General features: G+C 72.1%; 23 protein-coding genes and 1 pseudogene. 8 read left to right on the forward strand and 16 right to left on the reverse strand.

Annotated elements, in window-relative coordinates; all coding sequences use genetic code 11:
* Positions 1-76 precede the first annotated feature (76 nt).
* Positions 77-1,810: a sensor histidine kinase gene (locus ACZ7HT_RS06760; protein ID WP_471160727.1), complete on the forward strand. Its 1,734-nt coding sequence runs from the start codon at positions 77-79 to the stop codon at positions 1,808-1,810.
* A gap of 149 nt (positions 1,811-1,959) precedes the next feature.
* On the opposite strand, the gene ACZ7HT_RS06765 is transcribed toward ACZ7HT_RS06760, so the two are convergent.
* Positions 1,960-2,646 (reverse strand): response regulator, encoded by a 687-nt coding sequence (locus tag ACZ7HT_RS06765; protein ID WP_471160729.1) that lies wholly within the window; start codon positions 2,644-2,646, stop codon positions 1,960-1,962.
* Positions 2,647-2,930: 284 nt separating this feature from the next.
* Here ACZ7HT_RS06765 and ACZ7HT_RS06770 point away from each other — a divergent pair, with 284 nt between their 5' ends.
* Together ACZ7HT_RS06770 and ACZ7HT_RS06775 are read left to right on the forward strand one after the other, a co-directional pair.
* Positions 2,931-3,389 carry a DUF6325 family protein gene (locus ACZ7HT_RS06770; protein WP_471160732.1) on the forward strand — a complete coding sequence of 153 codons (459 nt, stop codon included), beginning with the start codon at positions 2,931-2,933 and terminating at the stop codon, positions 3,387-3,389.
* A gap of 31 nt (positions 3,390-3,420) precedes the next feature.
* The gene (locus tag ACZ7HT_RS06775; protein WP_471160735.1) at positions 3,421-3,708 is read left to right on the forward strand and encodes an SHOCT domain-containing protein; all 288 of its coding nucleotides are present in this window, start codon (positions 3,421-3,423) and stop codon (positions 3,706-3,708) included.
* Positions 3,709-3,800: 92 nt separating this feature from the next.
* On the opposite strand, the gene ACZ7HT_RS06780 is transcribed toward ACZ7HT_RS06775, so the two are convergent.
* The 7 genes from ACZ7HT_RS06780 to ACZ7HT_RS06810 all read right to left on the reverse strand — a co-directional run bounded on the left by ACZ7HT_RS06780 (position 3,801) and on the right by ACZ7HT_RS06810 (position 10,901).
* Positions 3,801-5,108 (reverse strand): chloride channel protein, encoded by a 1,308-nt coding sequence (locus ACZ7HT_RS06780; protein ID WP_471161114.1) that lies wholly within the window; start codon positions 5,106-5,108, stop codon positions 3,801-3,803.
* Positions 5,109-5,375: 267 nt separating this feature from the next.
* Positions 5,376-5,714 carry a P-II family nitrogen regulator gene (locus ACZ7HT_RS06785; RefSeq protein WP_041133080.1) on the reverse strand — a complete coding sequence of 113 codons (339 nt, stop codon included), beginning with the start codon at positions 5,712-5,714 and terminating at the stop codon, positions 5,376-5,378.
* The gene (locus ACZ7HT_RS06790; RefSeq protein WP_471160739.1) at positions 5,711-7,033 is read right to left on the reverse strand and encodes an ammonium transporter; all 1,323 of its coding nucleotides are present in this window, start codon (positions 7,031-7,033) and stop codon (positions 5,711-5,713) included. Before ACZ7HT_RS06790 ends, ACZ7HT_RS06785 begins: the two co-directional genes overlap by 4 nt.
* A gap of 145 nt (positions 7,034-7,178) precedes the next feature.
* Positions 7,179-7,370, reverse strand: coding sequence for a hypothetical protein (locus tag ACZ7HT_RS06795; protein ID WP_471160742.1), 192 nt, complete (start codon positions 7,368-7,370; stop codon positions 7,179-7,181).
* Between the two features lie 32 nt (positions 7,371-7,402).
* Positions 7,403-8,443, reverse strand: a complete 1,041-nt coding sequence (locus ACZ7HT_RS06800; RefSeq protein WP_471160744.1) for a ComEC/Rec2 family competence protein — start codon at positions 8,441-8,443, stop codon at positions 7,403-7,405.
* On the reverse strand, positions 8,443-9,723 hold the full coding sequence (locus ACZ7HT_RS06805; RefSeq protein WP_471160747.1) for a hypothetical protein: 1,281 nt from the start codon (positions 9,721-9,723) through the stop codon (positions 8,443-8,445). The genes ACZ7HT_RS06800 and ACZ7HT_RS06805 overlap by 1 nt, the downstream gene beginning before the upstream one ends.
* Positions 9,720-10,901, reverse strand: coding sequence for a caspase family protein (locus tag ACZ7HT_RS06810; RefSeq protein ID WP_471160750.1), 1,182 nt, complete (start codon positions 10,899-10,901; stop codon positions 9,720-9,722). Before ACZ7HT_RS06810 ends, ACZ7HT_RS06805 begins: the two co-directional genes overlap by 4 nt.
* 89 nt (positions 10,902-10,990) lie before the next feature.
* On the opposite strand from ACZ7HT_RS06810, the gene ACZ7HT_RS06815 reads away from it, so the two are divergent.
* Positions 10,991-12,073, forward strand: a complete 1,083-nt coding sequence (locus ACZ7HT_RS06815) for a DUF2235 domain-containing protein (RefSeq protein ID WP_471160753.1) — start codon at positions 10,991-10,993, stop codon at positions 12,071-12,073.
* Here the strand turns inward: ACZ7HT_RS06815 and ACZ7HT_RS06820 are convergent.
* From ACZ7HT_RS06820 to ACZ7HT_RS06830, 3 genes are read right to left on the reverse strand one after another with little or no spacing between them, the layout of a single operon-like run.
* The gene (locus tag ACZ7HT_RS06820) at positions 12,070-12,774 is read right to left on the reverse strand and encodes a sigma factor-like helix-turn-helix DNA-binding protein (RefSeq protein ID WP_471160756.1); all 705 of its coding nucleotides are present in this window, start codon (positions 12,772-12,774) and stop codon (positions 12,070-12,072) included. The two genes, ACZ7HT_RS06815 and ACZ7HT_RS06820, sit on opposite strands and share 4 nt — an antisense overlap.
* Positions 12,775-12,793: 19 nt before the next feature.
* Positions 12,794-12,994, reverse strand: a complete 201-nt coding sequence (locus tag ACZ7HT_RS06825; RefSeq protein WP_471160759.1) for a sigma-70 family RNA polymerase sigma factor — start codon at positions 12,992-12,994, stop codon at positions 12,794-12,796.
* A 27-nt stretch (positions 12,995-13,021) separates the two neighbouring features.
* A complete protein-coding gene (locus ACZ7HT_RS06830) occupies positions 13,022-14,116 on the reverse strand; it encodes a baeRF3 domain-containing protein (RefSeq protein WP_471160762.1) in 1,095 nt (364 codons plus the stop codon).
* A gap of 338 nt (positions 14,117-14,454) precedes the next feature.
* Between ACZ7HT_RS06830 and ACZ7HT_RS06835 the strand changes: the two genes are divergently transcribed.
* A complete protein-coding gene (locus ACZ7HT_RS06835) occupies positions 14,455-14,988 on the forward strand; it encodes an EF-hand domain-containing protein (RefSeq protein WP_471160765.1) in 534 nt (177 codons plus the stop codon).
* An 18-nt stretch (positions 14,989-15,006) separates the two neighbouring features.
* Here the strand turns inward: ACZ7HT_RS06835 and ACZ7HT_RS06840 are convergent, their stop codons facing one another.
* The gene (locus tag ACZ7HT_RS06840; protein WP_471160768.1) at positions 15,007-15,924 is read right to left on the reverse strand and encodes a LysR family transcriptional regulator; all 918 of its coding nucleotides are present in this window, start codon (positions 15,922-15,924) and stop codon (positions 15,007-15,009) included.
* 67 nt (positions 15,925-15,991) lie between these two features.
* On the opposite strand from ACZ7HT_RS06840, the gene ACZ7HT_RS06845 reads away from it, so the two are divergent.
* The gene (locus ACZ7HT_RS06845; protein WP_471160771.1) at positions 15,992-16,807 is read left to right on the forward strand and encodes an SDR family NAD(P)-dependent oxidoreductase; all 816 of its coding nucleotides are present in this window, start codon (positions 15,992-15,994) and stop codon (positions 16,805-16,807) included.
* 37 nt (positions 16,808-16,844) lie between these two features.
* Here ACZ7HT_RS06845 and ACZ7HT_RS06850 read toward each other — a convergent pair whose 3' ends face one another.
* Positions 16,845-17,810 (reverse strand): TetR/AcrR family transcriptional regulator C-terminal domain-containing protein, encoded by a 966-nt coding sequence (locus tag ACZ7HT_RS06850; RefSeq protein ID WP_471160774.1) that lies wholly within the window; start codon positions 17,808-17,810, stop codon positions 16,845-16,847.
* Between the two features lie 180 nt (positions 17,811-17,990).
* Here ACZ7HT_RS06850 and ACZ7HT_RS06855 point away from each other — a divergent pair, with 180 nt between their 5' ends.
* The gene (locus tag ACZ7HT_RS06855) at positions 17,991-19,202 is read left to right on the forward strand and encodes an FAD-dependent monooxygenase (protein WP_471160777.1); all 1,212 of its coding nucleotides are present in this window, start codon (positions 17,991-17,993) and stop codon (positions 19,200-19,202) included.
* Between the two features lie 19 nt (positions 19,203-19,221).
* On the opposite strand, the pseudogene ACZ7HT_RS06860 reads toward ACZ7HT_RS06855, so the two are convergent.
* Positions 19,222-19,485, reverse strand: a pseudogene (locus ACZ7HT_RS06860) (nuclear transport factor 2 family protein); the annotation flags it as partial.
* 115 nt (positions 19,486-19,600) lie between these two features.
* On the opposite strand from ACZ7HT_RS06860, the gene ACZ7HT_RS06865 reads away from it, so the two are divergent.
* On the forward strand, positions 19,601-21,136 hold the full coding sequence (locus ACZ7HT_RS06865) for an alpha/beta hydrolase (RefSeq protein WP_471160780.1): 1,536 nt from the start codon (positions 19,601-19,603) through the stop codon (positions 21,134-21,136).
* A gap of 48 nt (positions 21,137-21,184) precedes the next feature.
* Here the strand turns inward: ACZ7HT_RS06865 and ACZ7HT_RS06870 are convergent, their stop codons facing one another.
* Both ACZ7HT_RS06870 and ACZ7HT_RS06875 read right to left on the reverse strand, forming a co-directional pair.
* Entirely contained in the window at positions 21,185-22,210 is a 1,026-nt protein-coding gene (locus tag ACZ7HT_RS06870; protein ID WP_471161117.1) for a TolB-like translocation protein, read from the reverse strand.
* A gap of 5 nt (positions 22,211-22,215) precedes the next feature.
* Positions 22,216-23,424 carry an MFS transporter gene (locus ACZ7HT_RS06875; RefSeq protein ID WP_471160783.1) on the reverse strand — a complete coding sequence of 403 codons (1,209 nt, stop codon included), beginning with the start codon at positions 23,422-23,424 and terminating at the stop codon, positions 22,216-22,218.
* Positions 23,425-23,534 lie beyond the last annotated feature (110 nt).

Raw genomic sequence — 23,534 nt, forward strand, 5'->3', positions numbered from 1 at the left:
CTCCCGGGCATCGCGACTACCGTGAGAGCGGGCGCGGCGAGTGCCGATCGCGCGCCGTACGCGACCGGAGGTTCCCATGGTCCGGGAGGACACCGAGTCCGCGGATGCGCGGTTGCCACGACTGAGGCTGGACGAACTCCTCGACGAGCTGCAGGCACGCATCGACGAGGTCCGGGGCACCAGAGACCGGCTCCACGGGCTCCTCGAAGCCGTCATGACCGTCGGACGGGAACTCGACCTGCCACAGGTGCTGCGCGGCATCGTGGAGGCGGCCGTGACCCTCGTCGACGCCGAGTACGGAGCACTCGGGGTCATCGGGGACGACCGCAAGCTCTCCGAGTTCGTGCCCATCGGCATCGACGACTCGCTGAGGAAGCGGATCGGCCCGCTGCCCTCGGGGCACGGCATCCTCGGCGAGCTGATCCGCGACCCCCGGCCGCTCCGGCTGGCCGAACTGTCCGAGCACCCGGCCTCGTACGGCTTCCCGCCCCATCACCCGCCCATGCACACCTTCCTCGGCGTCCCGGTCCGCGTGCGTGAAGAGGTGTTCGGCAATCTCTATCTCACCGAGAAACGGGGCGGGGCCGACTTCGACTCCGAGGACGAGGCCGTGGTGACGACCCTGGCCGTCGCGGCGGGCATCGCCATCGAGAACGCCCGCCTCTACGAGGAGGGCCGGTTGCGCCAGCGCTGGCTGGCGGCGAGCTCCGACATCACCAGCGCCCTCCTGTCCGGTGCGGAGGAGACGGAGGTCCTCGGCGGCATGCTGGAACAGGCCGTCGACATCGCCGGTGCCGACAGCGGGGTCTTCTACCTGGTCGGACCGGGAGGGGAGCTGCGCGGATCGCTGGCCTGCGGTGAAGGCGCGGAAGCCCACCAGGGCGTCGTGCTCCCGAGCAGCGAGGGAACCCTCGCCGCCGCTGCCCTCACCCGCAACGGCCTGCTCACCGTGGCCGACGTCGAGAACGACTCCCGCATCACGGTGCAGCCCGAACGCTGGCGGGGCTTCGGACCGGCGGTGGCCGTCACCGTGGGCACGAAGGAGCGGTTGAGCGGCGTACTGATCCTGGCGCGCCGCAGGGGGCGCTCCCCCTTCGCGGGCAAGGAGATCACCGCGCTCCCCGGATTCGCCGGACAGGCGGCACTCGCCCTCGAACTGGCCGACCGGCGCCGTGACGCCGAACAGGTGAGCCTCCTGGAAGACCGCGACCGGATCGCCCGCGACCTGCACGACCTGGCCATCCAGCGCCTCTTCGCCACCGGGATGACGTTGCAGAGCGCCCGTCGGTTCGTCGAGCACCCGGAGGCGGCGGACCGGCTGACCCGGGCGATCGACGACCTGGACGCCACCATCAAGATCATCCGGTCGACCATCTTCGGCCTCCGGGAACACGAGCCCCCCGGAAGCGCGCCGAAGCTCAGGACCCGCATCGTCAAAGCCGTGGACCAGGCCGCCGCGGTGCTCGGGTTCGCCCCGGCTCTACGCATGGAGGGCCTGCTCGACACCGACGTGCCGCCGGAGATCGCCGAGGACGTCGTCGCGGTCATCGGCGAAGCCCTCACCAACGTGGCCCGCCATGCGGACGCGCGTCACGCGGAGGTGGCGGTCGTGGCCGAGGACGGCACCCTCGAGGTGTCGGTGAGCGACGACGGTGTGGGCTTCCGCCGCGGTGGGCCCCGCAGCGGACTGCGCAACCTCACCGAACGGGCCGAACGCCTCGGCGGTGACCTGTCCGTCCGCCGCCGGTCGGAATCGGCGGGCGGCACGCTCCTCGAATGGCGCATTCCCCTGCCGGCCGAAGGGGCCTGAGCGACGGGCCTGCTGCTCGCCGGTCTGAGCGACGGGCCTGCTGCTCGCCGGTCTGGGCGACGGGCCTGCTGCTAGCCGGTCTGAGCGACCGGCCTGCTGCTCGCCGGCCGGAATGACCGGTCTGCTGGTCGGCGGCCGGAATGACCGGCCTACTTCTCGTCGGTGCCGTGCTCGTGGACCTGCGCCGCGATCACGGCCGCCTGTACGCGGCGCTCCACGCCGAGTTTGCCGAGGAGCCGTGAGATGTGGTTCTTGACGGTCTTCTCCGAGAGGTACAGCCGCTTGGCGATCTGTTTGTTGGTGAGACCCTGCCCGATCAGTTCCAGTACGGAGCGCTCCCGCTCGGACAGCACGGCGAGCCGCTCGTCCTCCGGCGGCCTCGCCGCTCCGGGATCCCGCAGCGAGCGCATGAGCCGCGCGGTGGTGGCAGGGTCCAGCATCGACTGACCGGTGGCCACGGTCCGTACCGCCGACACCAGGTCCGCGCCCTTGATCTGCTTGAGGACGTACCCCGCGGCCCCGGCCATGATCGCGTCGAGGAGGGCGTCCTCGTCGTCGAACGAGGTCAGCATCAGGCAGGCCAGGCCGGGCATCCGCGAGCGCGGCTCCCGGCACACGGAGATCCCGTCGCCGTCGGGCAGCCGGACGTCGAGGACGGCCACGTCGGGCCGCAGCGCGGGCCCCCTGGCCAGCGCGTGGGCCGCCGTCGACGCCTCCCCGACCACCTCCAGGTCGGGCTCGTCGTCGAGCAGGTCACGAAGACCGCGTCGGACGACCTCGTGGTCGTCCACGAGGAACACCCTGGTGGGCGCGTCGGCTGCCGGCAGATCGGACATGGCGACCTCTGTCCTCGGTGGGCGGAGGCGGGCGGATGGCCGATACCCGCCCCCACGAGGATTGTCCGTCATGGGCCGCCTTCCCGCGGATCGGCGCCGATGCGGACGTCGTCGCCGACACCGAGCCCCGGCCCCGGGGCTTCCGTGTTCCCTAGGGCGTGAACGTGCGGGGCGCACCGGCCGATGCTGCAATGGGGACAGGACTGCGTCCGGCGCGTCCGCCGAGACGCGGCACGGACGGGGTGGGTTCGGCCAAGTCCTTCCCAACTGCGTGTGGAGTGGTCATGAGCGATGAATTCGAGGACATGGGGCCGGTGGACTACCTGGTCATCGAGTTTCCCGGCAACCGCATGACGGGCAAGGGAGTGCCCCTTCTCCTCGATCTGGTCGACAGAGGCATCATCCGCATTCTCGACCTCTCGTTCGTCCGGAAGGACGCCGACGGCAGTGTCTCCGGCGTGGCACTACGGGATGTCGACGCCGACGGCGAACTGGACCTGACGGTGTTCGAGGGTTCCTCCTCGGGACTCCTCGGCCAGGACGACCTCGACGAGGCGGGAGCGGCCCTGGAGGCGGGCAATTCGGCCGGCATCATCGTCTACGAGAACCTCTGGGCCGCGCCCCTCGCGCGGGAACTGCGGCGCGGTGGCGCGCAGCTCGTGGCCGGCGGGCGGATCCCCGTACAGGCCCTGCTGGCCTCGCTGGACGCCATGGAGGAAGCGGGCGGCAGCGCCGCCGCCTGACGCCGACGGACGACAGTCAAGGAGGAACGACATGCCAGGACTTCTTCGGGGCGTGGCGCGCACCGCGGTAGTGGCGGGGACGGCGACCGCCGTCTCCAACAGGGTCTCGCGACGCCAGGCGGGCCGCTGGGCCCGGCAGGAGGCGGCGCCGCCGGAACAGTACGCACCGCCGCCCCCGCCGCCGCCCGCGGCCCCTGCGCCGGCCGACGACATGAGCAGCAAGATCGCTCAGCTCAAGGAGCTCGGAGAGCTGAAGGAACAAGGCGTGCTGACCGAGGCGGAGTTCGCGGCGCAGAAGAGCAAGATCCTCGGCTCCTGAGCGTGCAGGAGCGAACCGGCTCCTGAGCGTGCAGGAGCGAGCCCGCTCCTGAGCGCGCCGGAGCGCCCACACCGTCGCTCGCCTCGAAGGGCTCATGGCCGCCGGGGCGAGGGGCGGTGCGTTCGCCCGCTCGGACGCTCGTCGAAGGCGGGGACGCGCGGGCCCTGCGGCAGCAGCTCGGTGACGACGAAGGACAGGACGGCGGCCAGCACCACCAGGGCCACCGTCTCGACGTTGCCCAGCAGGAGCACGACCAGGATCACGCCGCTCACGGGCAGCCGCAGCGCCGCGGTCACCGAGGCCGCCATGCCGATCGCCATCGCCGGCACGAGGCCGAGGCCCGGCAGTGGCGCGAGCAGGACGCCGCCCGCTCCGCCCAGGAACAGGGCGGGAAAGACGGGGCCACCGCGAAGACTGCCCAGACACAGCGCGTACGCGAGGCCCTTGAAGACCAGCACCGCGACGAGGGCACCCACCGACCAGGCATGGGGGCTCTGCGCGAGGTCGGACAGCGTCGCCTCGCCGGAGAGGGCCGCTTCGGCCGGCGACCGACCGGTGGTGACGGCGTAGAGCGTGACGCAGACCGCCGCGCCCGTCGCGCAGAGGACCGTGTTCCGTACGATCCTGCTCACCACGAAACGGGCCGCGAACCGGCCGCCCACCAGGGCCCAGTGGACGACGAACGCGATGGCGGGCGCCACCACGAGCACCCACAGCACGTCCGCGCCGTCGAGCGGCGGCGGCGCGGGCAGCCCGATGTCCAGGGTTCCCGTCTCAAGGCCCGTCCAGTGGACGAACCCGGTGAAGATCAACGCTCCGACGCCGCTGGACAGCAGCGCCGGCAGCATCACCGCGAACAGCTGCGGCCCGCCCACGCCGGCCACCTCCATCAGCAGCACGGCGCCGACCACCGGGTTCCCGAAGAGCGCGGAGATGGCCGCCGCCGCCCCGGCCGCGCCGAGCAGCGCCGTGCTCGCTTCGGTCTGCGGGGCGCGGGCCAGGCCCGCGAAGAACAGCGCGAGGCCTCCGCCCAGGGCGATCAGCGGCGCCTCGGGGCCCAGTACGGCGCCGAGCGGAAGACCGGCCAGCGCGGTGAGGAGGACACCGGGGAGCGCCTGCTTCGCGACCCCGCCCGAGTGCAGTCCGCCCGCCGGAACGTGTCCGCCCCGGCCGGGCAGGCGTGCGACCACCAGACCGACGACGAGCCCGGCCACCGGCAGCAGCACGAGCCCCCACCACCAGGGAGCCTGTTTCCAGCCCAGATCCTTCGGCCAGTCCGTCCAGATCAGGCCCTCGAGCTCGTGGAGCGCCACGAGGAACCAGAAGGCGACGAGCGCCACCGGAATGCCGATCAGCCCGGAGAACACCAGAGCCTTGCGGTACTCGGGCCGCCGCAGCATGGTCCGCAGCAGGTCGGCTTCCTGCGGCTGGCTGCCCTGCGCGGAGGCCGAGCGGCTCGGGGGTGGGGTTCCGGTGATGGGGTCCTCCACGGCTCGACACCACGCCGGGCGCCCGGGCCGGCGGGACGCAGGATGGCGCTATGGGTATATATCGGGGCGTATATACCGTGAGGGCGGCGCGGTTATGCGTGTGCTCAGCGGTTCAGCCGTTGAGCGCAGCCCGGAAGTGCGCTTCCCGACCCGTGTCGACGCGTGCCGACCCGTACGTCAGAGTGCGTCCGGGCCGCGCTGCCCCGTGCGGACGCGTACCACCGTCTCCACCGGCACCGCCCACACCTTGCCGTCGCCGATCTTGCCGGTATGGGCGGCGCGGACGATGGCGTCGATGGCGGGCTCCATGTCGGCGTCCTCGACGACGACCTCGATACGGGCCTTGGGGACGAGGTCCACGCGGTACTCGGCGCCCCGGTACACCTCGGTGTGCCCCCGCTGGCGCCCGTAGCCGCTGGCCTCGGTGACCGTCAGCCCGTTGATGCCGAGTTCCTGGAGCGCGTTCTTCACCTCGTCGAGGCGGAACGGCTTGACGATCGCGGTGATCAGCTTCATGCGGAGGGCTTCCTGTCCTTGACGGGCGAAGTGACGGGGGACGCGGCGTGCAGCGGCGCGCCGCCGTGGCCGAGCACGCCGTGATCGTAAGCGGTCTCCGCGTGCACCGTCTGGTCGAGTCCCGTCAACTCCTCCTCGGCGGAGGCCCGCAGCCCCATCGCCCGGTCGAGGGCCTTGCCGATCCCGTACGTGACGAGGAAGGTGTACGCGGCCACGACCGCCACCGCGAGGGCCTGCCGGCCGAGCTGGCCGAGCCCGCCGCCGTACAGCAGCCCCTCCGGGCCGCCGGTCATCACCGAGGTCGCGAACAGGCCGATCAGCAGCGTGCCGACGACACCGCCGGCGAAGTGCACGCCCACGACGTCGAGCGAGTCGTCGTAGCCGAAGCGGAACTTCCAGGCGACCGCGTACGAGCAGACGACGCCCGCGGCGAGACCGACCGCCGCCGCGCCCGGCATGCCGACGACGCCGCACGCCGGAGTGATCGCCACGAGCCCGGCGACCGCGCCGGACGCCGCGCCGAACGTGGTCGGGTGGCCGTCGCGCCGCTGCTCGACGAAGAGCCAGCCGAGGAGGCCGGTGCACCCGGCGACGAGGGTGTTGAGGAGGGACGCGGCGGCCAGGCCGTTCGCGCCGAGCGCCGAGCCGCCGTTGAAGCCGAGCCATCCGAACCACAGCAGGCCCGCGCCGAGCAGCACCATCGGCAGGTTGTGCGGCCGCATCGCGTCCTTCCTGAAGCCGATGCGCGGACCGAGCACCAGGCACATCGCCAGGCCTGACGCGCCGGACGCGATCTCGACGACGAGTCCGCCGGCGAAATCGAGGGCGCCCAGCGAGTGCGAGATCCAGCCGCCGGGACCCCACACCCAGTGCGCCACGGGAACGTATACGAGAAGCGTCCATACCGGTACGAAGACGAGCCAGCCCGCGAATTTGGTGCGGTCCGCGACCGCGCCGCTGATCAGCGCCGCGGTGATGATCGCGAAGGTCAGCTGGAAGGTGCTGAAGAGGAAGGTGGGAACCGTGCCGGTGAGGGTGCCGGGACCGATGCCCGCCAGGCCGAGGTGGTCGAGGCCGCCGATCAGGCCGGCGAAGGCGTCGTCGTCGAAGGCGAGCGAGTAGCCGGCGACCAGCCAGACCACCGTGACCAGGGCGATCGACACGAAGCTCATCATCAGCATGTTGAGGACGCTCTTCGTGCGGACCATGCCGCCGTAGAACAGGGCCAGGCCCGGGGTCATCAGCAGAACGAGCGCGGTGGCGGCGAGCATCCAGGCGGTGTCGCCGGTGTCGAGCCGGGGTGCGGCGGCGAGGGGCATCAACGGTCTCCTCCTACGGGTCAGGGGGAGAGCCTCGTGGTGGCGCGTTTCGCGATGCGTACACGGGAGTTTCCGCTGTGTTTCGTATGACGCGAAGATTGCCGGACCCTCACGCCGCACCCCGCGGACTTCTTCCCCGGATCTCCTACGTGCGCGCGCCGGCCGCGGCCCGGGCGGCGGCCGTGGTGACCCGAGCGGCGGTGCGTGCGGCGCGGCCGGTCACCTTCCAGGCGAGGGTGCGCAGGACGGCGGGACTCGCACCGCACCAGGGCTTCGTGACGAAGGAGGACCAGGCGGAGAGCTTCAAGGCCGGAGCCCCGGTGGGGCCTGCAGCCACTTACGCCCCACACCTCGCATCGCGCAGGGGGCTCAGAACTCCACGGTGACGAAGCCGTCCTCGTCGGCCGAAGGGGGCGCTTGGACGCGGTAGCCGAACTGGGTCTTGAGGCCGGCCAGGTCCCAGTTCGCCGCGCGGTCGCGGTAGTTGAAGACGAGGTCCTTCGCTGTTCCGCCGTGCTTGAGGACGCGGGCGATGGCGATGTCGTCGGGGTGGCCGTGGATCTTGCCGTTGGTGGAGATCAGGTAGCGGCCGCAGTCGAGGAGGTCGAGGAGGTCGGTCGAGAGGTTCTTGGAGCTGCCGTGGTGGGCGAGCTTCAGGGCGTCGATCCGCAGGCGTCCGCCCTCGGCCTCGGCGCGCGGGCGGACCGAGGCCACCAGGCGGGGGTCGTCCGCGTCGCCGGTCAGGATGATCCGGGTGCCCTCGAACTCGAAGAGCAGGCCGATGCTGGTCGGGTTCGTGGGGGAGCCGTCGCGCCTGAACGGCTCGGCGGCCAGCGCGTCGACGTCGATGCTGCCGAAGCGTTCGATTGCGGGGGTGAGTTCCCGCTCCACCGGGTCCACTCCCGGGATCAGGCCGTTCTCCTCGCACTTCCTCTTCCATTCGTCGATCAGCGACTCCAGCAGGCGGCGGTCGGGGGCCAGCACCTCCATCGTGGATCCGTCGTCGAACCAGGTGAGTGGATGGCCGACCTCGACGCTGCGGCCGCCGAAGGCTTCGTTCCACGGGAGCCGCTGAGTCATGAGCGCCGTCGTCAGGAGTTCCCCGTCCAACGCGCCGAAGATCTCGCGGTCGTGGAGGTGGTCGAAGCCGTTGAACCACACGTCCCCGAACTCCACCGGCCGCTCGGGGTCGTCGAGCATCGCCAGCACGCCGAGGATGTGGTCCTGGTCGACATGGGTGACGACGAGTACGTCGATCCGTCCGTCCAGTCCGGCCAGCAGCGGTTTGATCCGTGGGTAGGTGCCGCGTCGGCCGCCGTCGACGAGGATCCGCCGGACGAACGAGTCGTCGCCGTATTCGAGGAGGAGGCAGTCGCCGTCCTCCGCGGGCAGCATCGAGAGCCGGATCATCACGCATTCCTTTGCCGCAGGTCCAGGATCAGGAATGGCTCGCGCATGTCGGCCAGCCAGGACAGTCGGCGCACCTGGTCGAGCCGGTGCACGCACTCGGGGTCGTCGGGGAAGGCGGACAGGCCCTCGATGAGCCAGGCGAGCCCGAGCGTGTAGAAGGGGATGCCGCGGTCGAAGGCCTCGATCAGCCCGTCCCGGGCGGGCTGCCGGTTCTCCGAGCCCCGGCGCAGCAGCCGCATCGCCCGCAGGATCGCGCCGTCGGCCAGCCAGGGGAAGCCCGCGGCCAACGTCTCCACCCAGGGATCCCAGTACCTCTCGCCCCCCGAGTGGTCGGTGCCGATGAGGACGTACGCCCCGGCGGCCGCCGCGAGCGGGTTCTGCATCTTGGAGTGGAGCATCGCCTCGACGTCGGTGAAGAGCTGCGCCGCGGTGTCCAGCGCGCCCTGGGCCATGTACGCGAGCCCCGCGCCGACCAGCGGGTCGCGGACGGTTACGGCGACGGCGCTGCCGGTCGGGCTCTGTCGCAGGTTGACCAGGACCTCGACCTCGTGCTCGCCCCAGGGCAGCGGAAGGGTGACCAGGCGCACGGATCCGGCGACCTCCACCACCAGGAACTGCCGCTCGCCGATGGGACCGCCCGGGGCCGCGGTGGGGCCGAACCGGCCGAAACGGTAGAGCGGCGCGAGCGCCTCCCCGGGCACGTCGGGCGTGGGCAGGACGCGGTGCGCGCTGCCGGCGATCAGCCGGGCGAGCCCGGGGATGTCGTTCTCCAGCTCCAGCATCGCGGCGAAGGACAGGTTCGCCGGAGGGGCGTCGCCGATCCAGGTGACGAACGCGGTCGCGTCGACGGGCGCCTCGGCGAACTCTCCGTCCGGCCCGGCGGCGGGGGCGACCATGGACCGGGAGGCGACCGACTCGGCGAGCGGGATCGTGGTCCCGCTGTGGTAGACGCTGTCCGGCTCGATGTTGCCCATGAGGTACTGCCAGGAGTGTGTCTCGTACGGCGAGTCGGTCATGACGAAGTCCACCGGGGTCTCCTCGCCCGGGACCGCCACGGCGTTCTCCGTCAGCACCATCCCGGACGGCAGGGTGGCCGACACGACATAGCGGCCGGGGGCTACCTGGTACGACGTGGGCTTGGGGGACGTCCCGCAGGGGATCAGGATGCTGCGCCGGGTGTCGCCGGTGAGGTCGGATGAGTAGATGTCACCGACGATCACCGCGTCGTTCGACTCCCCGGCGGAGGAGATGAAGAGCCTGACGGCGAGTGCGGTGCTCATGGCCTGGCCAATCCGATGCGGAACAACGGTGGACGGGCGTCCAGTTCCTCCTTGCGTACGTCCCCTGGGCTGACGACGGCCTCGACCTCGTAGTGCCCGAACGGGAGGTACAGCGCCCACTCCCTGACGTCCGCCGCGTCGTCGACGGGTGCGGGGGGCGGACGACGGCGGTCCGGCTGCCCGGGGTGTCGGCAGACGAACTCGGCGAGCGCGTTGTCCTCCTTGGGCCGGCAGCCGATGTACACCGGGACGACCGGATCCCCTCTCAGCTCGTGGAAGTCGAAGTCGAACGACTCGGGGCTGACCGGTACCGCGCCTCCCGCGAGGGTGCCCGCGAACGGAGGCTCTCTCATGAAGCGGCTGATCGCGTGCATGAGGGTGCCGGTGGTCACCCGCCAGACGCGGTCCTCGGTGTTCTCGCTCCCGGCGCCGTCGAAGCTCCGCAGCAGCGCGTCCGTGAACAGGCTCACGCTGTCGGCGCGTGCGAAGGACGGCTCGCCGTGCAGGGTCGCGAAGTACACGGCGTGTTCCCGATCGACGAACCCGTCGGGTCGATCGTTCCCGGCGACCGGGACCCGGCCGAGGGTGTCCCTGCCCACCAGCCTGACGAGCGCGTCCGACCCGGCCCGGCAGGCGTCCACGAAGAACACCTGCTGTGCGGCCCGGCAGTTGTTGAGCCCGCGCGTCAGCGCCTCGAAGTGCAGCGCACCGTTCAGCGGGCTGTTGCGGTCGGCGAAGACGTCCGCCGCGAGGAGGGAGGTGTCGAACCCGAGCGAGACGCCGTGGCCGCAGAAGTAGAAGACCAGCCGGGCCTCGTCGTGGTCGCCGCGGTCCTTCCACTCCGTGACGGCGGCCACGATGTTGTCGATGGTCGCCGCTTCGATGACATGCCCCGCGTTCGTCCTCGGGTGGACGAAGGGGGCCGGAGCCGCCTCGCTGAGCAGGAGCGCCAGACTCCCCAACGGCCTGGCCTCGTCGTGGTACTGATCGATCATCCAGGAGGCGAAACTGCGTGCCGAGAGCGGCGGCGAGGACAGCTGACGCATCCCCACCGCGCCGGGATGGGGCGTGGGATCAAGCCCGCCCTCCAGGTGGGTGTACGCCCCGACTCCGATGACGAGGGCGTGTGTGGACGAAGGCCCCGCGTTCTCGTCCAGGTGCACGGTGAAACCGGCCATGGAACCTCCGCGTGACGTACCGGCGGGCCGGCGGGAGGGTTTACTCCTATTATAGGAATGGATGTGGCGTATGTCCCTCGGAGGCCATGATGGGAAAGAACATCGTGGTGTGCCTGGACGGGACGGGCAATCAGCTCAAGGCCCGGGGCAACACCAACGTCGTCAAGCTCTACGAGATGCTCGACCTTCACGACCCCACGGCGCAGATCGCCTACTACGACCCCGGCGTCGGCACCTTCTCCGCCGCCGGCGTGTGGACGACCCCGGGGCGCAAGATCTCCAAGCTCCTCGGGCTCGCCTTCGGCTCCGGCCTCAAGGCGAACCTCGCCGAGGCCTATACGTATCTGATGCATCATTACGAACCGGGCGACCGGATCTTCCTGTTCGGCTTCAGCAGGGGCGCGTACACCGCCCGAGCCCTCGCCGGGCTGCTCAAGTCGGTCGGCCTGCTCCGCCCCGGATCGGAGAACCTCGTCCCGTACGCCATCGCCGTCTACGCCAAGAACCGGACCTGGACCGACGACGACTGGAAGCAACTGCACAAATTCGCGGGTGCGTTCAGCCGGAAGGTGAACGAACGGATCGGCATCCCCGTCGCTTTCATGGGCATCTGGGACTCCGTGAAGGCGGCCGGACTGCTGCGCTGGAACCTGCGTTGGCTCTTCACCCGGCGGATCCCCAACGTGGGCCGGGTCCGCCACGCCGTCTCCATCGACGAGAAGCGCCGACCGTACGAGGAGTACCTCGTCCTGCCCCCGGAGGAGCCGGGCGCGCCGGGCCCGATGATCGAGGAGGTCTGGTTCGCCGGAGTCCACTCCGACGTGGGCGGCACCTTCGACGACGACCCGAAGCTGCCCACCGTCACCCTCAAGTGGATCGTCGACGGCGCCCTCGACGCCGACCTGCTGCTCAAGGACGGGGCGTACCTCAAGCACCTCGCCCTCGGACCCGGCCACGCCCTCGGCACCGTGCACCGCATGGGCCGCGTCTGGGCCCTGCTCACCTACCGGCACCGCCGCGTCCCCCGCGACGCCCGGGTGCACGAGAGCGTAAGGCTGCGCACGGAAGTCGACGCGGACTACAGGAAACACATCCCGGCCGGCGTGACCTGGTCGGACGAGAAGTGGCTGGACCCGCACCCGCGTGCCGGGCGACCTGCGTTCAGGCCCTAACGACTCGCGCGACCGGCACCTCCCTCGACCGGGAGGAGCACGTGAGGATCCGTGAACACGACGTTTGCGCGCGATCCGTCCGCCGGTGGCCGTGAGGACCTGCAGCGAGTGGAGCCGGCACGCGCCGCCGGGCTCCGGTGCGTACGCGGCGAGCGCGGGCTGCCCGTTGGCGGTGACGGGCGTCGCGGCCCAACCCGGCCGCGCATCGCGAAGACCCGCTCCATGAACAGGCCGTAGTCGCGTCCGCCCGCGTACCACAGCGGAACCGGCGGCATCTCCAGCACCGCGTCGTCCGTCAGCAGCCGCACGAGCGCGGGGACGTCCGCCGCCTCGAACGCCCGCACATACCGCTCGATCACCGCACGCGTCCGCGGACCCTCCGGCCCCATGACCTGCTCCGCGCTCCCCGCGGTCGCGAGCGCGGAACGGGCTCGCTGCAGCGCGCTGTTGACGGCCGGGGTGGTGGTCCCCAACTGCTCGGCCACCTCGGCGGCGGAGAACTCAAGGACCTCCCGCAGCACCAGCACGGCACGCTGCCGTGGCGGCAGCACCTGCATCGCCGCCACCAGCGCGAGCCGCATGTCGGCCCGTACCTCCGTCTCGAACCGCGCGTCGGGGAACGGCTGCAGCCAGCGGACGTCCGAGGCCGGGGCGAGCGGCGCCCCGGGGTCGTCGCTCGGCCCCGCGAGCCCGGACGGCAACGGCCGCCGCGCCCGCCCCTCAAGCGCGGTCAGTCAGGCAGGCGTTGGCCGCGATCCGGTACAGCCACGTCCGGACCGAGGCGCGTGTGCCGTCGTACCGGTCACGGGCTTTCCAGGCGCACAGCATCGTCTCCTGCACGAGGTCCTCGGCCTCGTGAAACGACCCCAGCATCCGGTAGCAGTACGCCAGCAACTCGCCCCGGTACGGCTCGACATCCACCCGCCCATCATGGCGTACCCCGGCGGTTCAGTAGCGCAGAGCGGCCGCGATGCGCTGCTGGCCGGCGAGCGTGTCATGGGGGACGAACTGGACGTCCGTGCCGGTCTCCAGGGCCTGCTCCACGATCTCGTCGACCATGTCGTCCCGCGCCGCGGGGTCGTCGGCACCGGCGGGTTCGAGGTGGCCGCCCTCCTCCCGGACGACGGTGCGGTAGTCGTCCTCCACGGCGAGGAGCCGTACCCGTCCCTCCTTGACGGCCTGCCACACCTCGTCGATGCCGCCCGCGAACTGCCTCCCGCTCCGGGCGGCGTCGAGTTCGGCGACGACGGTGGAGGCCGCCGCGGCCTGGCGGGCGGTGAGCGAGGGGGCGACCGCCTCGTGGACGGCGGCGGCCGGGCCGGCGGCGAGGCCGCCGTGCTGGATCGTCACGGTTCCGGGCGCGAGGGGCCCGAGGTCTTCCAGGAGCGCGAGGGCGGGGGTGGAGCCGATGACGTAGAGCGGGCGGGGGTCGGAGTCGAGGACGGCGCGCAGGCGCTGGTGGGCGTCGCGCAGGAACTGCCGGGTGGCCTCGTCCTGCCAGGTGCTGGGGAGGTCGCCGATGCGCTCCTTGCGTTCGGCGTCGGGGTCTTCGAGGCTTCTGACGATTGGGAAGCCGTCGCTCGCGGCCTCGGCGGCGCGCTCGGGCTCACCGCTCCACAGGGAGACCCGGTCGGCGGCCACGGCCAGGGCCCAGTACGGCTGCTCGGCGGCGTGGGCCGCGACGAGGTTGCGGGTGAGGAAGGTGTCCGCCACCACGACCCGCTCCGGCACGGGACGGGCCACCGTCCACACGTGGTGCTCGCCAGGTGCCGCGTAGATCACCAGACCGTCCTCGGCGTGGACGAGGTCCACCTCGCCGACCGCCTGCTTCAGCTGGTCGAGGACGTCCAGGCGCCGCTCGCGGGTCACACCGGCGTCGCTCTGCAGCGCCTTCTCGGCCTCGGCGAGGAGATTGCGGAGACGTACGGGGTCCTGGGCGTCGTCCGGTTCCCGGCGGTGCGTCGGCATCACCAGGGAGACGGCGGGGTACGGCCGGGGCTGGCGCAGCTGGTCGAGCACCTCACTGCTGAGCACGGGGTCCATGACGGGATCCTTCCTTCTGGATCAGGTGGAACCGGTGAGCGGCGCAGGCGGGTCGCTGCAGGCCCACAAAGCGTCATCTTGTCCCGATACACCCCGCCCTGCGACTTGGCGGCTTCGGTTTGACATCGTCACGTCGGGTGAGTCTTCGCCGCTCTCTGGCGGGTCGCGGGGACGCGAGGAGACCGGCCGTCGATCATGAGCGCGGTGTCCGGGGAAGCGCCGCACCGGACGCCGACCGCACCGGACACCGACCGTGCCAGACACCGACCGTGCCAGACACCGACTGGACCCCGCGCCAGTCGACCGCGCCGTACGCCTCGAACGAAAGAAGACCCGACATGCCACTCCCGCGAACCGAGCTGCGGACCGCCCCGGCCGACCCCACGACCCCGAAGGCCCGCATCTACGCGATGCTGGACACGGACGGCGACGGAGTGGCCTCCAGGCACGACTACTTCGTCCGTATCGACCGGGCCCAGCGGGCGACCGGCCGCAGCGACGACGACCCTCTGGTCGTCGCCGCCCGCGCCACCGGCGAACGGGCCTGGGCGGCGATGGACGCCAACGGCGACGGCGTGATGACGTACGAGGAGTACATCGCCTGGGTGGACGCCGAGAAGTTCGACAACATCTGCCAGTACGCCCTGGGCGCGCTCTTCGACCTCGCCGACGCCGACGGGGACGGCGCCCTGGACCGCGCACAGTTCACGATGCTGCGCCAGGCGCTGGGCAACCGCGCCGACAACGCCGACGCGGCGTTCGACGCGCTGGACGGCGACCGTGACGGACACGTCAGCCGCACCGAGTACCTGGCCTCCATCCGCGCGTACGTCACGGGAGACGACTCGCCCATGGGCGCCGCCCTGTACTGAGCGCCCGTTCCCGTCCGACTACGCGTCCCGTGTGGCGGCGACGGCGGCGGACAGGAGGTCGGCGAGGTCGTCGACGACCGGGTGGGACGCTCGCGGCCGGGTGACGGCGAGGACCTCGCGCTCGGGCCGGCCGGCCGCGGGGAGGTCGTCGACGCGGGCGAGCGGCCGGGCCGGGTCGTGCCAGCCGCGGACGACGGAGGCCGGTACGAGCCCGACCGCCAGGCCCTGGGCGATCAGCGCGAGCGCGGTGTGATAGTCGTCCGTCTCGTACCGCACCGCCGGGTCGACGCCGGCGCGGTGGGACCAGCGCTGCAACAGGCGCCGGTCGGCGGTCCCCGGATGCCCGGCCGCCCAGTCGCACGTACGGCAGTCGTCGAGCGTGACGATGCCGGTGCCGTGTGCGGCCATCAGCCACAAGGGCTCCCTGCCGAGCCCGCGGATTCGCAGATCGGCTGCGCCGGGAGGGTCCTCGGGGAGATAACCGTAGGCCAGCAGCAGATCGATCTCCCCGGTGCGCAGTCCGCGCAGTCCGTGCACGGGCTCGGTCTCCGTGACATGGAGCGCCACGTCCGGATGCGTCCGGCGCAGCTCGGCCAGCGCGGTGGGGAGCAGACGCCCGGCCGCGGTCGCGTAGACGCCGATGCTCAACTCCGGCGCCCCGGACCGGGAGATGTCATCGGCCAGGCGCTGGAAATCGGCGGTGGCCGCCAGGACGTGGGCGGCCGAGTCCGCCAGCGCGCGGCCGGCGGCGGTCGGGGTCACACCGCCGCCCGGACGGCGCGACAGCAGCTCCGTCCCCACCTGCTGCTCCAGCCGGGCGATGTGCTGCGACACCGCCGAGGGGACGTAGCCCAGCGCGGCCGCCGCGGCGCTCATCGACCCGTGCCGCATCACGGCGAGCAGGGTCCGCAGCAGCCGGGGATCGATGCTGCTCATGATTCGTGAAAGCTCACTTTCTTGATCGTCGCTTCCCATGATGCCCGCCGCGGGTGAGGCTGTGCCCATGGACATGAACACGGAGCAGGACGTGACGGAGCAGGACGTACGGGTGCCGGTCGCGGTGGTGACCGGCGTGGCACAGGGCATCGGCCGACGAGTCGCCGAGGTGCTGGCGGGCGAGGGATACGCACTGGTCCTCGCCGACCTGAAGGAGCCGTCGGAGACCCTGACGGCGGTACGGGACGCCGGTGCGGAGGCGTACGCGGTGGTCGGCGACGTGGCCTCGGAGGCCTACGTGAACGGGCTCGCCGAGCAGGTACGGGAACGCTTCGGCCGGGTCGACGTCCTCGTGAACAACGCCGGCGTCTCGCTGCTCACCCCTGCCGAGGACACCACCGCCGAGCAGTGGCGCCGCGTCCTGGAGGTCAACCTCACCGGCCCCTTCCTCCTGTCCCGGGCACTGGGGAAGCTGATGCTGGACGCGGGCGGCGGCTCGATCGTCAACATCGCCTCGATCGCGGGGCTGCACGGGGTCGCGGACCGGGCCGCGTACAACGCGAGCAAGCACGGCCTGATCGGCCTGACCCGGACCCTGGCCGCGGAGTGGGGCGGTCGCGGGATCCGCGTCAACGCCGTGTGCCCCGGCTGGGTCAAGACCGAGATGGACGCCGAGGACCAGGCCTCCGGCGGCTACACCGACGCCGACATCGTCGAGCGGGTGCCCATGGCGCGCTTCGCCGCGCCCGGCGACATCGCCCAGGCCGTCGCCTTCCTGGCGGACCCCGCGCGGAGCGGCTTCGTGAACGGCGTCGCCCTGCCGGTGGACGGCGGCTGGACCGCGGACGCGAGCTGGAACTCCCTGCGCATGCGCAAGCGTTGAGCCGAGCCGCCGCAGGGGGTCTCTCGCAGCTCTCCGTTCAGCCCGCCGAGCCCTCGTCGAGGAGTGTGGCGAGGCCGTCGAGGAAGCGCTGGAGGCCGAACTCGAAGAGGGCGTCGAGGTCGAGGTCGTAACCGGCTGCGGCGAGGCGGGAGAGCGCGGGGAACCGGCCGGTGGCCAGAATCGCCAGGAGCGCGGGCTCCTGGGTGTCCATCCACTCCTCGCTGTCGATGCCGCTGTGCGCCTCGGCTTCCCGCTGCGCCTCCAGATTGACGGCGATTCCACGGACGTAGTTGAGCAGCGTGAGGTGCGCGGTGAAGGCGGACTGCAGGTCGAGTCCGTGCGCGTGCAGGGTGGCGAGCATCCACTCGCTGTACGGCAGTGCCGAGGTGATCATTTGAGGGCGGGTCACCGACATGGCCGGAGCCAGCCACGGGTAGCGGCGGAACAGACCCCAGAGCTGCCGGGCAGCCAGCTCGATCGCCTCCCGCCAGCCCGCCGGTGGGTGGGCGGGCAACGGATGCTCCGCGAGGACCGTGTCCATCATCCGCGTCAGCAGGTCGTCCTTGTCGGCCACGTGCCGGTACAGCGACATGGTCGCCACTCCGAGATCGGCGGCCACCCGACGCATCGAGACCGCGGCCAGCCCCTCCGTGTCGGCGACCGTGACGGCGGCACCGACGATGCGTCCGAGCGTGAGCGCCGCCTGGGCCGAGGAGGTGTCGGACAGCCCGCCGGTGTGCGCGGCGGCAGCGGGGCGGGTGGCTCGCACCGGGCGGCTCGGGGCCTCCACGACCGTCCCGACGCCCGGGACCGCGCGGACCACGCCCTCCCGGCGCAGTTCCGAGAGCACCTTGGTCGCGGTCGCCATGGCGACGCCCCACTGCTTGGTGATCTCGCGGGTCGAGGGCACGCGATCGCCCGGCGCCAGCTCGCCCGTCGCGATCCGCTGCCGCAGTTCGGCGACGATCTGGATGTAGCGCGGTACCGCCGCCTGTCTGCCCACCGACACCCCTCCGTACTAGTGCACCTGGTTGGGCGCCATCCTAGCCGCCGACACCGGGTCGATCCCCGCTCGCGAGCGCCTTTCGTGCCTCTCCGCACTAGTGCGGTATGGCCCAACAGTGCATACTCCACAGCGATTTCGCGCTTGCGATCTCTCTTGCGTACGGCGTACTTTCGCAGCATGCCGAACAACGAGATACTCATCTGCGGTGCTGGCATCGCAGGGCCCGCGCTGGCGTACTGGCTACGCAAGGGAGGCTTCACGGTCACGATCGTGGAGCGCGCGCCGGAACCCAGGCCGGGCGGACAGACCGTGGATCTGCGCGGCGCCGGCCGCACCGTGATCGAGCGGATGGGCCTGATGGACCGGGCCAGGGCGGAGAGCGTGGACCAGCGCGGCCTCGCGCTCGTCGACGCCTCCGGCCGGACCACCGCGCGCGTGCCCGCCGACAGCTTCGGCGGCGAGGGGATCGTCTCCGAGATCGAGATACTCCGCGGCGACCTCGCCCGTCTGCTGTACGAGGCCACCCTGCCGGACACCGAGTACCTCTTCGACGACACCGTCACCCAGATCGAACAGGACGCGGACGCGGTCACCGTCACCTTCGAGAAGGCCGCGCCGCGCCGGTTCGCGCTCGTCGTCGGCGCGGACGGGCCGCACTCCGTCGTGCGCGCGCTGACCTTCGGCCCGGAGCGGGACTTCGTCCACCCGATCGACCTCTACACGGCCTGGTTCACCGCCCTGGACGACCTGGACCTCGACGGCTGGTACCTGATGCACAACGCGCCCGGCGGCCTGGTCGTCTCCGCCCGGCCCGGCCGCCTCCCCGGCGAGATCAAGGCCGGCTTCAGCTTCCGCTCACCACCGCTGGCCTACGATCGCCGCGACGTCGCCGCCCAACGGGAACTCGTGGAACGGCACTTCGCCCACGTCGGCTGGGAGACCCCACGCCTGCTGCGGGCGATGCGCACCGCCCCGGACTTCTTCCTCGACTCCATGGGACAGGTCCGCCTCGACAGCTGGTCACGCGGCCGCGTGGCGCTGCTCGGCGACGCCGGATACTGCGCGACCCCGCTGACCGGCCTCGGGACCAGCCTCGCCCTGGTCGGCGCATACGTCCTGGCCGGTGAGATCGCCGCTGCCGAGGGCGACCACCGCATCGCCTTCCGCCGCTACGACGAGGTGATGCGCCCGTACGTGAACCAGGCCCAGCAGCTCCCGCCGGGCGGCGCCTCGGGATACGCACCGTCAGGCGGCCTCGGCATCCGCCTGCGGGACCTCTCCATGCGGCAGATGACCCGCTGGCCGATGCGGAACCTGCTCGCCGCACAGTTCGCCAAGGCTGGGGACATCGCCCTGCCGGAGTACGGTCTCGCCGCGGACGTACGCTGATCGGCCCCGGCCACAGGTCTTACGGCGTCGGCGCGAGCACCGGGGCGTTGTGGTAGGCGGCGATCAGCCAGCGGCCGTCCCGCTTCTCGAACACCCAGGTCGCGTGGACCTTGCGCTCCTGCGGAACCTCGGTCTGCTCGTAGGAGTCGGTCAGCACGGCCTGGATGGCGGCGCGGTCATCGGTAGGCGTGTCGGTCATGTGGATGCTCCTGGTCGTCGGTTCCCCGGGGAGTTCCGGTGAACTCGCCCGTACATACCGACCGGTGGCCCGGAACTCATCGCGCGCCCGGAGAGAATCGTCGACCTCTGCGGTCTGAGGTGTATCTGGGGGACATCCCTGGCACGTTTCGGGGTTGTCCCGGACTGTGCTGAGCGTCCGCCGCTTCTAGGTTCGAGGTATGTCAACTTCCCGACGTTTCAGGGCACTCGTCGCCTGCGCCGTGGTGCTCACCGCCACCGTCACGACGGCGTCCGTCACCACCGCCACGGCCGGTCCGGACCCGCTGGCCCGCTTCCACGGGCAGCACGTCGACTGGCACGCCTGCGCCCTCGGCGCCGACGACGCGCTCGGCCGGGCGCTCGACGACTCCGGCGCCGACTGCGCCGACATCACCGTCCCGCTCGACTACACGGACCCCGGCGGGCGCACCCTCACCGTCGCCATATCCCGCCGGAAGGCCACCGACACCGCCCACCGCGTCGGCCCGCTGCTGCTCAACGACGGGGGACCGGCCGGCCCCGGTCTCCACATGCCCCTGACCAAGCGGGGGGTGATGGGAGAGGTCGCCGACCGTTACGACCTCATCGGCATGGACCCGCGTTTCGTCGGCCGCAGCACCCCGCTGGACTGCGGCTGGGACCTCGGCTCGGCGCCGCTGCGCTCCGCGGGCGCCGACCGGGCGGCGTACCGCGAGGAGGTCGGCCTCGCGCGCGACCTGGCCGAGCGGTGCAAGGAGACCCAGGGCGATGTGCTGCCGTACGTCACCACCCGCAACACCGCCCGCGACATGGACGTCATCCGCGCCGCCCTCGGCGAGAGGACCCTCTCCTACCTCGGCTACTCCTACGGCACCTACCTCGGCGAGGTCTACACACAGCTCTTCCCCGGCCGCACCGACCGCATGGTGCTCGACGGCGTGATGCCGCCCGAGCGCTACAGCTCCACCCTGCTGCGCGGCTCCGAGGCGGCGAACGAGGCGGCCCTGCACGCATGGGCGTCCTGGGCCGCCGCACGGGATCGCACGTACGGGCTCGGTGCCACGCGCGCCGAGGTCCTCGCGACGGTGGACCACATCCTCGACGCCGCCGCGGAGGAGCCGCTGCGGATAGGCACGACGTACCTCCTTGACGAGCACGTCGTCCCCGCCTTCTTCATCGCCGGCCTCGGCAGCGACCTCGACAAGCGGCGCGCCGACCTGGCGGCGACCGTCCGCGTCCTGGCGCGCGCCGCGGACCGGGAGCCGGTCGAGCCGTCCGAAGAGCTCGCCGGGCGCCTGGAGTTCCTGCTGACCGGGGCGGGTTCGGCACCCGCCAGTCAGATGACCGCGATCCTCTGCGGCGACATGGCCGAGCGGCGTGGCGTCGGCAGCTACTGGCGCGCGGTCGAGGAGTCCCGCGACCGGTTCCCCCTCGCCGGGCCCCTGGCGAACAACATCAACCCCTGCGAGTTCTGGGACCGGCCGGTCGAGGAGCCGACCGTACTCGACAACGACATACCGGCCCTGCTCATAGCGGGGACCGGCGACCCCCGCACCCTCTACTCCGGTGCCCGGGCCATGCGCGAGCAGTGGCCGAGCTCCCGACTGCTCACGGTGGACGGCGCCCGCCAGCACGGTCTGTACGGGGAGTACGGCAACGCCTGCGTCGACGCGCGCGTCAACGCCTACCTGAGCTCGGGACGGCTTCCGGCACACGACCTGACCTGCGAGGCGTAGCCCTGCCGGCGGGCCCGGCGGGCAGCCGGGCGGGCCGGGTCCGCCTCCTCACTCCAGGAACGCCGGCGCCAGCGCCGCCGTCATCAGGCGCTTCGGGGCGCCCGAGCCGTCGGCCGGGACGGTGTAGAGGTCGGCGCCGTAGTCGCCCGGCAGGGAGTACGAGACCGTGCGGTCGTCGAGCCAGACCGCCTGGTCGTCGACGCTGCGGGGCTCGGCGAGCGCGGTCTCCCGCAGGGTGGCCAGGTCCAGGGCGTACTCGTGCCAGGGCGCGTCGGCGGGGGCGCCCGCGACGCGCTTCTTGTACACGATCCGCGTCTCGTCGGGGGAGAGCGACGGGCACTCGACGTTCTGGTGCAGCGTGGTGACGGTACGGGCCGTCAGGTCGCCGCGCACCAGGTAGGTACGGCCGGCGGTCGCCATCGTGGCGTAGAAGTGCCGGTCGTCGCGGGAGAAGGTGACGCCCCAGAAGTTGGTGTCGGCGGCGCGGTAGTCCTTGCCGTCCTTCACCACCCGGAACTCCTCAAGGGACGGGGTGAGCCGGTTCGTCGAGGTGTCCAGGACGGCGGTACGGGTGGAGAAGTTCGCGCTGGCGTACGAGTCGCCGCCGACGAACACCGTCCAGGCCACGAGCCGCCCCGACGGCGAGACCCGGGCGCGGGTCGGGATGCCGGGCAGCGGGTGGTGGGCCCGCTCCTTGAGGGCCGAGTCGAGGACGACCGCCCGGTAGCCGTCCTCCACCGCGCCCCGGACCGCCTGCAGGCAGATCCCGGTGCCGCCGGCCGCGTGGAAGCGCAGGCACTTCACCCCGGACGCGGTGCGCGGGCCCGCGGGGGTGCCGGCCGGCACGGTGACCAGCTCGTCGCGGTGCGGGCCCCAGGCCATGTTGCGGAAGACGATCCGGCGGTCGGATCCGACCGCGAGCGAGACCCGCCCGGATCCGATGGCCGGGCCGCCCGCCTGCGGGCGGTCCTTCTCGGCGGCCCGGTCGGCCGCGTGCAGCAGCGACGCGGCGGCCACACCGCCGAGCACGGCGAGCGCCGCGAGCAGGACGAGCAGTTTGCCGCGCAGGGTCAGCGGGGTCATGCGGGGGATTCCTCCGAAACCGTGGGGGTGGGCGAGACCGCGCCGGGGTCCGTGGGCCGCAGGGCGTACGCCGCCGCCACGGACACCGCGAGCACGGCGGTCGCCGCGCCGACCGCCCAGCGGTCGCCCCACGCGGTCCAGGCCGCGCCGAACGCGATCGAGCAGCCGAACCGGGCGAGCGCCTGCCCGGTCTGGATCAGCGCGAGCCCGGACGAGCGGAGCTCCGGCGGTACGCAACCGGCCGCGGCCGCCATCAGGACGCCGTCGGTCGCCGCGTAGAAGCCGCCGTGCAGCGCGAGCACCAGATAGGGGAGGGCCGGACTCTGCCAGCCGCTGAGCAGCACTCCGTACACGAGCAGCAGGGCGAGGTGGCCGCCCAGGAACACCCGCTGGCGGCCGACCCGGTCGGCGAGCCGGCCCAGCGGCACGGCGAGCAGCAGGAAGGCGGCCGCGGTGCCGAGCGGCAGCAGCACGAACCAGTGGTCGGTGACGCCGAGCCGCCGCTGCAGCAGCAGATAGACGAAGGAGTCGCTGATCGTGGCGAGCCCCAACAGCAGGGCGGACAGGGCGAGTCGGCGCACGTCGGGCACCCGCAGCAGGGCGATCGCGGCCTTGAGCGAGGCGCGTGGCGCGCCGTCCGGCGGCGCGGCCAGGTACTGGGGCCGTGAGGGTACGAAGAGCAGCAGGACGAGCACGCCGATCGCGGCCACGGAGAAGCTGACCGTGAACACGGCGTCGTATCCGTCCGCCGCCCGGCGGAGGATCAGGAAGGCGACCAGGGGGCCGATCAGGGCTCCCGCGGTGTCCATCGCCCGGTGCACCCCGAAGGCACGGCCGCGCGACTCCTCCGAGGACGCGAGGGAGATCAGCGCGTCGCGCGGCGCGGTCCGCAGGCCCTTGCCGGTGCGGTCGGCCGCGAGGACGGCGCTGATCAGCGGCACCGAACTCGCCACCAGGAGAAGGGGCTTGCACAGCGCGGAGAGGCCGTAGCCGAGCGCGGCCACGGTCTTGTGCCGGCCGCCGCGGTCGGCGAGATGGCCGCCGACGAGCCGGACGAGCGCGCTGAAGCCGTTGTACACGCCGTCGAGCAGGCCGAAGCCGAGCGGCGAGAGGCCGAGACCGGCGACCAGGTAGAGCGGCAGCACGGCCGTGACCATCTCCGAGGACACGTCCGTGACGAGGCTGACCGTGCCCAGCGCGAGCACGGTCGGTGCGACGGCGGCGCGGGGGGGGGGGGGGGGGGGGGGGGGGGGGGGGGGGGGGGGGGGGGGGGGGGGGGGGGGGGGGGTGGTTGTCCGGCCGCCACACGCCGCGC

The sequence above is a fragment of the Streptomyces sp. NPDC037410 genome, assembly GCF_055602235.1.

Coding starts and splice junctions, on each gene's coding strand:
- ACZ7HT_RS06835 (WP_471160765.1), top strand. CDS start 14,455: ATGCCACTCCCGCGAACCGAGCTGCGGACCGCCCCGGCCGACCCCACG.
- ACZ7HT_RS06855 (WP_471160777.1), top strand. CDS start 17,991: ATGCCGAACAACGAGATACTCATCTGCGGTGCTGGCATCGCAGGGCCC.
- ACZ7HT_RS06765 (WP_471160729.1), bottom strand. CDS start 2,646: ATGTCCGATCTGCCGGCAGCCGACGCGCCCACCAGGGTGTTCCTCGTG.
- ACZ7HT_RS06830 (WP_471160762.1), bottom strand. CDS start 14,116: ATGGACCCCGTGCTCAGCAGTGAGGTGCTCGACCAGCTGCGCCAGCCC.
- ACZ7HT_RS06780 (WP_471161114.1), bottom strand. CDS start 5,108: ATGCTGCGGCGGCCCGAGTACCGCAAGGCTCTGGTGTTCTCCGGGCTG.
- ACZ7HT_RS06810 (WP_471160750.1), bottom strand. CDS start 10,901: ATGGCCGGTTTCACCGTGCACCTGGACGAGAACGCGGGGCCTTCGTCC.
- ACZ7HT_RS06785 (WP_041133080.1), bottom strand. CDS start 5,714: ATGAAGCTGATCACCGCGATCGTCAAGCCGTTCCGCCTCGACGAGGTG.
- ACZ7HT_RS06840 (WP_471160768.1), bottom strand. CDS start 15,924: ATGAGCAGCATCGATCCCCGGCTGCTGCGGACCCTGCTCGCCGTGATG.
- ACZ7HT_RS06775 (WP_471160735.1), top strand. CDS start 3,421: ATGCCAGGACTTCTTCGGGGCGTGGCGCGCACCGCGGTAGTGGCGGGG.
- ACZ7HT_RS06790 (WP_471160739.1), bottom strand. CDS start 7,033: ATGCCCCTCGCCGCCGCACCCCGGCTCGACACCGGCGACACCGCCTGG.
- ACZ7HT_RS06800 (WP_471160744.1), bottom strand. CDS start 8,443: ATGATCCGGCTCTCGATGCTGCCCGCGGAGGACGGCGACTGCCTCCTC.
- ACZ7HT_RS06805 (WP_471160747.1), bottom strand. CDS start 9,723: ATGAGCACCGCACTCGCCGTCAGGCTCTTCATCTCCTCCGCCGGGGAG.
- ACZ7HT_RS06815 (WP_471160753.1), top strand. CDS start 10,991: ATGGGAAAGAACATCGTGGTGTGCCTGGACGGGACGGGCAATCAGCTC.
- ACZ7HT_RS06770 (WP_471160732.1), top strand. CDS start 2,931: ATGAGCGATGAATTCGAGGACATGGGGCCGGTGGACTACCTGGTCATC.
- ACZ7HT_RS06845 (WP_471160771.1), top strand. CDS start 15,992: ATGGACATGAACACGGAGCAGGACGTGACGGAGCAGGACGTACGGGTG.
- ACZ7HT_RS06760 (WP_471160727.1), top strand. CDS start 77: ATGGTCCGGGAGGACACCGAGTCCGCGGATGCGCGGTTGCCACGACTG.
- ACZ7HT_RS06865 (WP_471160780.1), top strand. CDS start 19,601: ATGTCAACTTCCCGACGTTTCAGGGCACTCGTCGCCTGCGCCGTGGTG.